The sequence below is a fragment of the Streptococcus mitis SK575 genome (assembly GCF_000257865.1).
Lineage (GTDB): Bacteria > Bacillota > Bacilli > Lactobacillales > Streptococcaceae > Streptococcus > Streptococcus mitis_CQ.
Window position 1 is genome coordinate 1 of the sequence record NZ_AICU01000083.1, and the last position, 12,669, is coordinate 12,669.

The following is a 12,669-nucleotide window of genomic DNA, read 5'->3' on the forward strand; positions in this document are numbered from 1 at the left end:
TGCTGATGTAGAGGCTACGGCGCTTGTGCTTGCTGAGGTAGATGCTACGGCACTTGTTGATGCTGACGTAGACGCTACCGCACTTGTTGATGCTGAGGTAGATGCTACAGCACTTGTGCTTGCTGATGTAGAGGCTACCGCACTTGTTGACGCTGATTGAGAGGCTTGTTCTGACTTATAATCAGAATCCGATACTGGTACCTCTACTTCATTCGATGTACCATCTTTATAGGTAATGACGACTGTAACTTTACCCTTTGATACAGCTCCACCGTTTTTAAATTCATATTTACTAATACGATTTGCTTTTTCCGGATTTGAACCCTTCACCGCTGCAAGAATCTTTTCTTTATCATCTGCTGATGGAGTTGTCGCATTAGTTACTTGAACTGTCGCTGGCACTTTACCTGGGAATTTTTTACTTAATTTTCCTTGTGCTACTACTGTCAGAGTACGAGCTTCATTATCAGATAAATCGACAGCTTTAACCCCACGGTTCCATCTGTTACCATCTGCATATTGCTTGTTTTCATCATAAGTTGCTGTATACTCTCGAATAGCAGGATTTGTTGTTGAGGCTTCCGTTGGAGTATCCTTGAAGCCAGGTGCAGAATCGTCTGATGAATAGTCTTTTTGGAAGATTCTATCTATATCTGAAGTTCCATCATGCAATTTCAGAGTTTTAATCTTACCACTGTTATCCTTGCCGCTTATGACGATTTTAATTTTATCACCTGCGAAGATTTCATATCCTCTTGCACCTGGGCGAACAGTATCCTGGATGGATTGTTTTTCCCACTGTTTTGTCTTATCATTCTGGATATAGAGATCAAAGGTTGGTTCTGGTGCTTCTGTTTCCTTAGTGATTCCTTGTTCTTTAACCGTAGTGTCTGACTCTAATGGATTAGTTTGGCTCGTCGTCGGATTTGGAAGCGCTTGTTTAACCGTTACTCTACCCGTTGGAAGTAAACCGTTATTAGCATTGTAAGCTTTTTCAAGATTTGTTGGCGTGAAGCTTAGTCTTGTTTCGTTAGGTCCAGCTACCTTAGTAAATGTTTTATCACCGATTGTCAAGGTTACTGTCGCACCTGGTGTAACATTAGTTACCTCGATACTACGATTTGGTAAACCACCTTTTTCAGTCAATTGATCATCTGAAATTTGCGGCGCTTGTGGTTTCACTGTAACATTTACAGGAACTTCTTTGAAAATTCGAGTACCATTTGCATCTAGCGGAAGTGTCACTTTAACTTTTTTCTCAACAATTCCTGGTGTAGCAGTAGATGGCGCACCACCTACCCACTCAAATTTTGTTCCTGCCGGGAATGCTTCATTTGGCGTCCCGTTTGCCAAAGTTTGTTTAGTATTATTTTTTAGAACATTCTCAGCCGAAGCAACATTTGTTTCTCCCTGAACATAGGTCAAATCAGCTTTTTTAACAGGGTCTACAACGATTTGTCTGACCGTTACGTCCTTGCTAAGTTTAGTCGTGCTATTATCAAATCGTCCCTTTGGATAGGTAACTTTCAGGCGATACTCGTGCGTTCCTGCAACGTTTTTCTCAGGAATTGGCGAAGTATTTCCAACCACTTTTCCGTTCGCATCATACCAAGCCCCATCAGTTCCAGGCGGTATATTGTCATTACCACTTTGTTTTAAATATGGTGCGCGCTCTCGTCCATAGCGTGGTGCTTCTCCAGCCCAATCATAAATTGGTGCCTTAGCATCATAAGTAGACATTGTACTATAGGTTACTGGGACTCGCTTAACTGTTCCATCCCTATAAGTCACTTTTACTACGGCTTGTTTGTTGTTTCCTGAGTTTGTCACATCTGGTGCTTGTTCCCATGTTACATCAGCATCACTTGGAATAGTGCCGCCATTAACAGCTTTAATGACATCTTTTGGACGAATGGTGTCACCTTCCCCAACATAAGTGTAGAATACACTACTTGCAGCTTCAACACCATAGTCCAAATTAGGAGTGATTGTCTTTGAAGTTCCATCTTTAAATGTAATAGTCACATCACCATTTGGTCGGACGTCATAAGTACGAATGCGAGATGTATCAGACGGATTCGATTTCTCGACTTCTGATTTAATTTTTTCCTTCTCAGCAGGAGTCAAATTTAACTTATCAGCAACGGCAATGACAGGCGGTTTTGTCAATTTAATCTTATCCGCCAAGCGTCCTTGTACAACACCAAACCATGGGCTTTCTCCCGTATTTCCATTTGGGTCAACCGCTGTAATAACACGAGAGAAGATATTACCAGATTTCCAAGTCATATCGCTATTTGCAACCGCATTAACCGTCTTTGTGGTTTGATTAGTACTTGTCAGTGTCGTGATATTCTCGACTGGACCACGCCCCCACTCAGTGAATTTCCCTTCAAAGAAGTCATTCAAATCATCCTTTGCATTACGCATTTTCAACGTGGTAAGCTTACCACTATTATCCCTACCGGTATAAGTAATTTGAATCGTATCTCCAGCATAAAAAATATAGCGGCCCGAACTATCTATCTCAGGGGTCTCTCCATTAACCTTAACAGTAAGATCAACTGTTGGCGGTATATTTTCCTTACTAATGTTAACAGTACTTACATCTGAGTTCAACGTTTCATTTTGACCTGTTACTGGATTATCAAATGCCTTGCTTTGTTTAACAGTTACGTTTCCTATTGGGAGAAGACCATTGCTATCTGCAACATCGGTAGAAGGGAAGGTTACATTTCCATTACCATCTGCTTGTTTAGTAAGAGTCTTACCGCCGATTGTCAAGGTGACCTGCGCATTTGGCAATGCATTCGTTACGGTAATTCCTTTATTTGGAAGTCCACCTGTATTCGTTACCTGATCTGTTGAGATTTGTGGTGGGTTTGGTCTAACTTTGATAGTTACAGGAACATTTGTACTATTTCTTGGTTTATCCGTTGAACCTTGTGGTAAAGTAACTGTGACTTCTTTCTTATAGATCCCTGGAGTGCTTACTGTGCTAGCATTTGGTGCCGAATCTCTCCAGCTGTAATCGGTTCTAGTTGCCACAGTCGGACCATTAGGTATTGCAACTCTATCATCAGAGTTCTTAATCGCCTTATCCGGGTTAGCAATGATATCATTTAGTGGTGCTGTATTTCCAACCGTTGTAACATACTCTTGCTTGGCTACCGGATCAACTACTGTATAATTAAAGCTCACTGTACTTGTGAGAGCAGGATTTGAAGTTGTTACATCACCAAGGCGTCCTTTAGGATAAGTTGCTATTGCTTTATAGGTGGTGCTGTGAGTTGTAGCCAAATCAGCAGTTGTATGCCATACGCTACTAAAGGCTGGAGAGCCATCTTGTTTACGTACAGGTGTTGAGCGATTATCATTCAGCTGATATTCATAAGCAAATGTAGTCCCTGAAGGAAGAGACTCGTTATTAATATAGAATTTTGAATATCCGCCTATATTATTAGCATAGCTATTTCCAACAGTTCTTTCTGTCCCCGGTACTGCTTTAAAGGCATAGAACTTACCTGGAACTCCATTGTTAGTTTTGGTCTCAATCTTTTGATAAACTGTGTAATTATAGGTTAAATCCGTAGTAGTTTTATCTGGGTGAGTTACCGTTAAGGTTGCAGAGCGAGGAGTGTTGCTAACTTCCATTGTAGGAGCTTGACCTTGTTTCCATGCAAATGTTGTCCCACTAGGGAAGTCAGATGCCCCACCAACTGGGCGCACAAGACTTCTTAGATTTATATTAGATAAAGGCTCGTCGCTAACTGCATAGAAGTGCTCCGTTGTTTTCTCTACACCATACTTAACATTGTTTGTGACTGTATCCGTGGTTTTATCACGATAAGTAATGGTAACATCTCCATTATTAGCTACACTGATTGTTCCTTCTTCAGATCCTTTTTTGTAATCTGTACTTGAAAGAACGCTTGCATTGGCTGCTTTAAAGTTAGCCAATACTTGATCTTTTTCTGCCTTACTTAGATTTGTCGTATTATTAACTGCGACAGTCGCACCACTTATAGGCGATTGACGCTCATTAAATCCGTGAATACGAACAGTCATCGTAGTCATTGTTTTTTGTCCGGCAGTATCATCAGCGCCATACGAAATATTGTAATCCCCAGGAGTCATTGGTTTCCAGCCATTTTCCCGACCAATCGTACCATAAATCTCGGTTGTCCACTGCTTATGTTCATAAACATAGGCTGTATTGAGTCCTGTTTTAGGATCTCGTTTAAGAGTCGCAAAGTTGATTTGTCCAGGGAAATTTTTACCTTGTAAACCTGTAATAACAGGATTATTTCCCGTATAGAACAATCTCAAAGCCTTATCATCTCTAAACACCATATTGATATTTACAGAATCATCATTGAAAACTTCAAGTAATTTTGGCAATTCAACAGTAGGAGGATTATCTGTTGCACGTCCCTGATTTCTCACAGCATCATTTTGATTCCCTGCTCTACCTGTATGGACATAAGAGGTCATCAAATTCGTGTAATTACCAGAAACATTCGTACTTGTAAATGGTTGACTACTTGTAGCAACTCGGGCATCCAATCTGGCATTGCTTGATTTTTCATTTACAGTGGCATGAACTTCAATCGTTGCCTCTAAATTTCTATTTAAATCATGACGTTTGCTAAACACGTACTCATTGCCAGAACCACCACGCTTCTCCATCGGTTGACCATTAAAAGTAACACGGGTAATAGTCGTATTTGGATCCACATTGGCAAGTAAACCAGCATAATTCAGGGCATTATCTGAGTGCATATTGATACGCCAGATTACTTCATGAGTATTCTTATTGTACTGACCTGATTCAAGCGAAGCCGATGTTCTATTGCTAGCAAACGTGTTCGTGATTAACGAAGTAGGCAAAGCTCTAGGATGTACCCCACTGCCCATACCTTGACCATTTCGTGCATCACGCGCACCTGAATTGACTCTCAACACAGCATTAGCAATCGAGTTACGAGCAGAGGTCGCTAGTTTTACAGTTTCGGTCAAATCTGCCTTAGGATTAGCAAGAGCTGTCTCGATAGCAGTCACCGCAGCATTCACTTTTGCTATAGCTGCATCACTATTAGGTAGACCAACCGCTTTTGCCAGGTACTCACCCATTTCAGCTGAAAGTTTGGTTAACTTCTTACGATTTTCATCCTGTTGTTTAGCTGAAACTTCCGATGTTGCTATGGCACCAGCAGTCACTCCTGCCAAACTACTTATTTCTGCATTCGTATCAACCAAACCTTTTTCCAATTTAGCTGATTCCAATACAGGAGCACCTAGCTTAGAGGCAGATAACCCTTCTTTAGCCAACTGACTTTCTTTTGACACAGACTCTGCTTTTCCAGAAGTCTCAGAAGCAGTAGTAGAATGTACACTATTGTCTGAAGCCACCATCGACTGACTAGAACTTACAGAGGTACTTGCTGAGACGCTAGCTGAAGTTGATGCGCTTTCTGAGGCACTTGTTGACATACTAGCAGAAGAACTAACGCTAGCTGATAGACTAGTGGATATTGATTCTGAGCTAGATACACTCTCGCTTACTGAATGAGACAGACTTGCCGAATTCTCCGCATCCACTTTTGCAGTTGTACCAAGGACAACTGTATCATGCGTTGCTAAAGCATCTGAACTATCTAACGTTTTTTCAAGGGCTACCGCTTCGTTTGCAAAAACTTTTGTCTGAGTAGCAACAGTCCCGCCTAATACGGCACCTGTTGCTGCAATACCTCTTATAATATCAAGACCTGTAATCGTTTGATTAGTTTGGTTTTCTACTACTTCGGTCATAACCTGAGTAGTATCCACACCACCACGTAAAACCTTGAATAAGCCAAAAAGAGAGGTTGAGGCTCTCAACCAATGCTTACCGGATTTTACCAGTTTGTATCGAGTCACACGATCAGTTTCGCGATATTGACCCTTTTGACGTCTGAAAAACATTTATTTTTTTCCTCCAAAAAAAGTACTATAGTAGTTATCTTAATGCAATCGTTTCCTATTATACACAAATCACTATGTTAAGTCAACTTATTTTTTAGTATTCTTGCTAAAAAAAAAAAAGCATTTTCTGATTTGTTTTGTATGAATTCTTCATTGATAAACAAAATTAATATACTAGATAACTGAATCCCTTATTGACTGGTCTATAAAAAAGAAAAATCCATTATTTTTACCGATGAATACGTCATACTTATCCAAAATTAAAAAGAGCATCATTTTCCTTCGCATAGCCATATATATTGTATGTTATTCAAGGAACTCTTCGCTGTTTTCATTAGAATTAAGAGATAGTAAATTTCAAAGTATAAAGTATATAGTTTAACTACGATATTTCTTGAGCAAGCTGAGAACCAAAAAGGTTGCACTTTAGTAATGCAAATAGCTCGACCTACTAACTCTTACAAAAAAGCCCACAATACCACAAGGAAAAAGCCCATGAATATAGCATTCCTGGACTTCTCTTATCAGAATATTTAGATCAACCAACATAAAGGTTAGCGATTGTTAGATTACGACGCTGAGTTTTACGAATCGATACCATTCGTGGAATTTGCCTAGTGAAGCGTTTAGGTAAACCGATTGTTACACCACGACACGGAGTTTGGCAAATCGATTCCATTTACAAAACGTAGTTAGTAAAGCAGTTAGCTAGTTCGCTTCCTTACCATTACGACGAAAAAGTCCATAGAAACTTGGCGTTAGCTACTTAGAATGTTACACAATCAAATAAATTTTCTGAACTACGACACGGAGTTTAGCAAATCGATCATATGTGCTAAACGTAGTTAGTGAGGCCGTTAGCTAGACCACTCACTACCCCTTACGACGGAAAAATCCACGAATCGATACCATTCGTGGATTTTTCCTAGTGAAGCGTTTAGGTAAGCCGCCATAGCGGTTACCGTCAAATGACAGCAACTTTATGTTGCTAGTCATTTGTAACGATTTACATCTTCTCTTCCAACTCTACGTCTGGATACTTATCCGCAAACCAGCGGAGCGCAAAGTCATTTTCAAAGAGGAAGACTGGTTGGTCAAAACGGTCTTTAGCCAAGATATTTCGGCTTGATGACATCCGTTCATCCAAGTCCTCAGGCTTGATCCAACGAACGGTCTTTTTACCCATTGGGCTCATAACCACTTCCGCATTGTATTCGCCTTCCATACGGTGTTTAAAGACTTCAAACTGGAGTTGACCAACAGCTCCCAGCATGTACTCGCCTGTTTGGTAATTTTTATAAAGCTGAATAGCACCTTCTTGCACCAATTGCTCGATTCCCTTGTGGAAAGATTTTTGCTTCATGACATTCTTAGCAGATACTTTCATGAAAATTTCAGGTGTAAAGGTTGGCAGTGGTTCAAATTCAAATTTATTTTTCCCAACTGTCAAGGTATCTCCAACTTGATAAGTACCGGTATCGTAAACCCCGATGATATCTCCTGCTACAGCATTAGTCACATTTTCACGACTTTCCGCCATAAACTGAGTCACATTCGAAAGTTTAGCCCCTTTACCAGTACGAGGTAGGTTGACACTCATGCCACGCTCAAATTCGCCTGATACGATACGAACAAAGGCGATACGGTCACGGTGACGAGGATCCATGTTGGCTTGGATTTTAAAGACAAATCCTGAGAAATCCTTGTCATGAGGATCCACAATTTCTCCGTCTGTTTTCTTGTGACCATGAGGTTCTGGAGCAAACTTGAGGAAGGTTTCAAGGAAGGTCTGCACACCAAAGTTAGTAAGGGCTGAACCGAAGAAGACAGGTGTCAATTCTCCAGCAAGGATAGCTTCCTCTGAAAACTCATTCCCAGCTTCATTTAAAAGTTCAATATCATCCTTGACTTGCTCGTAGAAAGGATTGCTACCAAAAAGCTTGTCCCCATCTTCAAGACTAGCAAAACGCTCATCCCCTTTATAGAGTTCCAAGCGTTGATTATAAAGGTCATACAAGCCTTCAAAAGCTTTCCCCATACCGATTGGCCAGTTCATCGGATAGCTGGCAATACCCAAGACTTCTTCTAATTCTTGCAAGAGATCCAAAGGCTCACGACCGTCACGGTCCAGCTTGTTCATAAAGGTAAAGACTGGAATACCACGATGTTTAACAACTTCAAACAATTTCTTAGTTTGGGCCTCGATACCCTTGGCAGAATCCACGACCATGACCGCAGCATCCACCGCCATCAAGGTACGATAGGTATCTTCTGAGAAGTCCTCGTGCCCTGGTGTGTCGAGGATATTGACGCGCTTACCATCGTAGTCAAATTGCATAACAGATGAAGTAACCGAAATCCCACGTTGCTTCTCGATATCCATCCAGTCAGACTTGGCAAAAGTCCCTGTTTTCTTCCCTTTTACGGTACCAGCTTCACGAATCTCACCCCCAAAGTAGAGCAACTGCTCAGTAATAGTAGTTTTTCCCGCGTCAGGGTGGGAGATGATGGCAAAAGTACGACGTTTCTTAATTTCTTCTTGAATATTCATAAGTTCTCTTTCTTTGATTCTCTATTTTTCTTGTTTCGATATCTAAGAATGATTTTTACATTGGATTTTACCATTCCTTTCAACACTCCATTATATCGAATTTTAGCATTTTTTTCAATCTCTATTTCTTTTCACTTCCCCCTCCCTTATTTATAGGAAAATATGGTAAAATAGAACAGACTAAAAATCATCATTTCACGAAAGGATGCAAGATGAAAATTACGCAAGAAGAGGTAACACACGTTGCCAATCTTTCAAAATTAAGATTCTCTGAAGAAGAAACTGCTGCCTTTGCGACTACTTTGTCTAAGATTGTAGACATGGTTGAATTGCTGGGCGAAGTTGACACAACCGGTGTCGCACCTACTACAACTATGGCTGACCGCAAGACCGTACTCCGCCCTGATGTGGCCGAAGAAGGAACAGACCGTGATCGCTTGTTTAAAAACGTACCTGAAAAAGACAACTACTATATCAAGGTACCAGCTATCCTAGACGATGGAGGAGATGCCTAATGACTTTCAACAATAAAACCATTGAAGACTTGCACCATCTCCTTGTTTCTAAGGAAATTTCTGCAACAGAATTAACCCAAGCAACACTTGAAGATATCAAGTCTCGCGAGACAGCTATCAACGCTTTCGTCACCATAGCTGAAGACCAGGCTCTTACTCAAGCTAAAGCCATTGATGAAGCTGGAATCGATGCTGACAATGTCCTTTCAGGAATTCCACTTGCTGTTAAGGATAACATCTCTACAGACGGCATCCTCACAACTGCTGCCTCAAAAATGCTCTACAACTATGAGCCTATCTTTGATGCAACAGCTGTTGCCAATGCAAAAGCCAAGGGCATGATCGTTGTTGGGAAAACCAACATGGACGAATTTGCTATGGGTGGATCAGGTGAGACTTCACACTATGGTGCCACTAAAAATGCTTGGGACCACAGCAAGGTTCCTGGTGGATCATCAAGTGGTTCGGCCGCAGCTGTAGCTTCAGGACAAGTTCGCTTGTCACTTGGTTCTGATACTGGTGGCTCTATCCGCCAACCTGCTGCCTTCAACGGGATCGTTGGTCTCAAACCAACCTACGGAACGGTTTCTCGTTTCGGTCTCATTGCCTTCGGTAGCTCATTAGACCAGATTGGACCTTTTGCTCCTACTGTTAAGGAAAACGCCCTCTTGCTCAACGCTATTGCCAGCGAAGATGTCAAAGATTCTACTTCTGCCCCTGTCCGCATTGCCGACTTTACTTCAAAAATCGGCCAAGACATCAAGGGCATGAAAATTGCTTTGCCTAAAGAATATCTCGGTGAAGGGATTGACCCAGAGGTTAAGGAAACTATTCTGAATGCAGCCAAACACTTTGAAAAACTGGGTGCTATCGTTGAAGAAGTCAGCCTTCCTCACTCAAAATACGGTGTTGCCGTTTACTACATCATCGCTTCATCTGAGGCTTCATCAAACTTGCAACGTTTTGATGGTATCCGTTACGGCTACCGCGCAGAAGATGCAAGCAACCTTGATGAAATCTACGTAAATAGCCGTAGCCAAGGTTTTGGTGAAGAAGTGAAACGTCGTATCATGCTAGGTACTTTCAGCCTTTCATCAGGTTACTACGATGCCTACTACAAGAAAGCTGGTCAGGTTCGTACCCTCATCATCCAAGATTTCGAAAAAGTCTTCGCGGATTACGACTTGATTTTGGGCCCAACTGCACCAAGTGTTGCCTATGACTTGGATTCTCTCAACCACGACCCAGTTGCCATGTACTTGGCTGACCTTTTGACCATACCAGTCAACTTGGCAGGTCTCCCAGGAATTTCGATTCCTGCTGGATTCTCTCAAGGTCTGCCTGTTGGTCTCCAATTGATTGGTCCTAAGTATTCTGAGGAAACCATTTACCAAGCTGCTGCTGTTTTTGAAGCAACAACAGACTACCACAAACAACAACCCGTGATTTTTGGAGGTGACAACTAATGAACTTTGAAACAGTCATTGGACTTGAAGTCCACGTAGAGCTCAACACCAATTCAAAAATCTTCTCACCTACTTCTGCCCACTTTGGAAATGACCAAAATGCCAACACCAACGTGATTGACTGGTCTTTCCCAGGAGTTCTACCAGTTCTCAATAAAGGTGTTGTTGATGCCGGTATCAAGGCTGCTCTTGCCCTCAACATGGACATCCACAAAAAGATGCACTTTGACCGCAAGAACTACTTCTATCCTGATAATCCCAAAGCCTACCAAATTTCTCAGTTTGATGAGCCAATCGGTTATAACGGCTGGATTGAAGTGGAACTAGAAGATGGTACGACTAAGAAAATCGGTATCGAACGTGCCCACCTAGAAGAAGACGCTGGTAAAAACACCCACGGTACAGATGGCTACTCTTATGTTGACCTTAACCGCCAAGGGGTTCCTTTGATTGAGATTGTATCTGAAGCTGACATGCGTTCTCCTGAAGAAGCCTACGCTTACCTAACAGCCCTCAAGGAAGTTATCCAGTACGCTGGTATTTCTGACGTTAAGATGGAAGAAGGTTCTATGCGTGTGGATGCCAACATCTCCCTTCGTCCGTATGGTCAAGAAAAATTCGGTACCAAGACTGAGTTGAAGAACCTCAACTCCTTCTCAAACGTTCGCAAAGGTCTTGAATACGAAGTCCAACGCCAGGCTGAAATCCTTCGCTCAGGTGGTCAAATCCGCCAAGAAACTCGTCGTTATGATGAGGCAAATAAGGCAACCATCCTCATGCGTGTCAAGGAAGGGGCTGCAGACTACCGCTACTTCCCAGAACCAGACCTACCACTCTTTGAAATCTCAGACGAGTGGATTGAGGAAATGCGGACAGAGTTGCCAGAGTTTCCAAAAGAACGCCGTGCGCGTTATGTATCTGACCTTGGCTTGTCAGACTACGATGCTAGTCAGTTGACTGCAAACAAAGTCACTTCTGACTTCTTTGAAAAAGCTGTTGCCCTCGGTGGCGATGCCAAACAAGTTTCTAACTGGCTCCAAGGCGAAGTCGCTCAATTCTTGAACGCTGAAGGTAAGACACTGGAACAAATCGAATTGACACCAGAAAACTTGGTTGAAATGATCGCCATCATCGAAGACGGTACTATCTCTTCTAAGATTGCCAAGAAAGTCTTTGTCCACCTGGCTAAAAATGGCGGTGGAGCGCGTGAATATGTTGAAAAAGCAGGTATGGTCCAAATCTCAGATCCAGATATTCTGATTCCAATCATCCACCAAGTCTTTGATGATAACGAAGCGGCTGTTGCCGACTTCAAGTCAGGTAAACGTAACGCAGATAAGGCCTTTACAGGCTTCCTTATGAAAGCAACCAAAGGCCAAGCCAACCCACAAGTCGCCCTTAAACTCCTTGCCCAAGAATTGGCGAAGTTGAAAGAAGATTAAAAAAATAATCTCCAGATTAGGAACTATCAGTGAGTTCTCTAGTCTGGAGATTTTTCAATATACCTCGTTATTGGGGTTTACCTTACTTACATATCCTACTTCAAAAAGCCCTTCCCCTAAAAATAGAGGAAAGGCTTTTCTTGATTATCATAAACCTCAGAATGATAGATAAGCGACTTATTACGCTTTATACCATTTCTTACTCCTTATCATCTTTACGACGTCTTGAAACTAAACCTAAGCCAGTTATTGCTGCTAGAGCTCCAAGAAGGAGAGATGAAGTTGATGATTGAGTACCTGTATTCGGAAGTTCCCGTTTACCATCTACAAATGTTGATTCATTTGAATTCGTTATTTGAGTTGATTTATCTGATGTTGCTGTTACATCTGAATGAGCTGGGATATCTGATTGTCCAGGAACATCTGAATGAGAAGGGGTTTCATCATGAATTGGAGTAATCACTTTCTTAAAGATATGAGTTGTTACATTTCCAACTAAAATAGTCTTGACATATTCATAGCCAGTAAATGTTCCCTTATCTTTTGTACCATCTTCTTGAGGTTTTAGAACATTACCTTCAGTATCTTTCCAAACTGTTGATTTACTTTCTTCATTACTTGGAGTTGAAGGTGTTGGTGAATATGGTGTTGAAGAAGATTTCTTAGTATATACATGGATTGTATTTCCATCTTTATCTTTCTTAGTTTCTTTGAAGATGTACTCTGGAATA

The 12,669-nt window shown here is 41.5% G+C and carries 7 protein-coding genes; 3 read left to right on the forward strand and 4 right to left on the reverse strand.

Annotated elements, in window-relative coordinates; genetic code table 11:
• The 3 genes from HMPREF1048_RS10995 to HMPREF1048_RS11005 form a co-directional block, all read right to left on the reverse strand.
• A partial coding sequence (locus HMPREF1048_RS10995; RefSeq protein ID WP_004269663.1) for an accessory Sec-dependent serine-rich glycoprotein adhesin occupies positions 1-5,964 on the reverse strand: 5,964 nt, incomplete at its 3' end.
• 538 nt (positions 5,965-6,502) lie between these two features.
• Complete coding sequence (locus tag HMPREF1048_RS13350) at positions 6,503-6,643, reverse strand: hypothetical protein (RefSeq protein WP_157768881.1); 141 nt, start codon at positions 6,641-6,643, stop codon at positions 6,503-6,505.
• 327 nt (positions 6,644-6,970) lie between these two features.
• On the reverse strand, positions 6,971-8,515 hold the full coding sequence (locus tag HMPREF1048_RS11005) for a peptide chain release factor 3 (RefSeq protein ID WP_001025436.1): 1,545 nt from the start codon (positions 8,513-8,515) through the stop codon (positions 6,971-6,973).
• 212 nt (positions 8,516-8,727) lie between these two features.
• On the opposite strand from HMPREF1048_RS11005, the gene gatC reads away from it, so the two are divergent.
• Genes gatC through gatB form a run of 3 tightly spaced genes read left to right on the forward strand, consistent with a single transcriptional unit; the run spans position 8,728 to position 11,938 of the window.
• On the forward strand, positions 8,728-9,030 hold the full coding sequence (gene gatC / locus HMPREF1048_RS11010) for an Asp-tRNA(Asn)/Glu-tRNA(Gln) amidotransferase subunit GatC (RefSeq protein WP_000705419.1): 303 nt from the start codon (positions 8,728-8,730) through the stop codon (positions 9,028-9,030).
• Entirely contained in the window at positions 9,030-10,496 is a 1,467-nt protein-coding gene (gene gatA, locus HMPREF1048_RS11015; protein WP_000143694.1) for an Asp-tRNA(Asn)/Glu-tRNA(Gln) amidotransferase subunit GatA, read from the forward strand. The genes gatC and gatA overlap by 1 nt, the downstream gene beginning before the upstream one ends.
• Positions 10,496-11,938, forward strand: coding sequence for an Asp-tRNA(Asn)/Glu-tRNA(Gln) amidotransferase subunit GatB (gene gatB / locus HMPREF1048_RS11020; protein WP_001008656.1), 1,443 nt, complete (start codon positions 10,496-10,498; stop codon positions 11,936-11,938). The genes gatA and gatB overlap by 1 nt, the downstream gene beginning before the upstream one ends.
• A gap of 199 nt (positions 11,939-12,137) precedes the next feature.
• On the opposite strand, the gene HMPREF1048_RS11025 is transcribed toward gatB, so the two are convergent.
• Positions 12,138-12,669: LPXTG cell wall anchor domain-containing protein (locus HMPREF1048_RS11025; RefSeq protein WP_000542106.1), on the reverse strand; the 532-nt coding region annotated here is incomplete at its 5' end.

What these genes read in the sequence shown, in the direction of transcription:
- gatC (WP_000705419.1), top strand. Translation starts at nt 8,728, where the DNA reads ATGAAAATTACGCAAGAAGAGGTAACACACGTTGCCAATCTTTCAAAA.
- gatB (WP_001008656.1), top strand. Translation starts at nt 10,496, where the DNA reads ATGAACTTTGAAACAGTCATTGGACTTGAAGTCCACGTAGAGCTCAAC.
- HMPREF1048_RS11005 (WP_001025436.1), bottom strand. Translation starts at nt 8,515, where the DNA reads ATGAATATTCAAGAAGAAATTAAGAAACGTCGTACTTTTGCCATCATC.
- gatA (WP_000143694.1), top strand. Translation starts at nt 9,030, where the DNA reads ATGACTTTCAACAATAAAACCATTGAAGACTTGCACCATCTCCTTGTT.
- HMPREF1048_RS13350 (WP_157768881.1), bottom strand. Translation starts at nt 6,643, where the DNA reads ATGGAATCGATTTGCCAAACTCCGTGTCGTGGTGTAACAATCGGTTTA.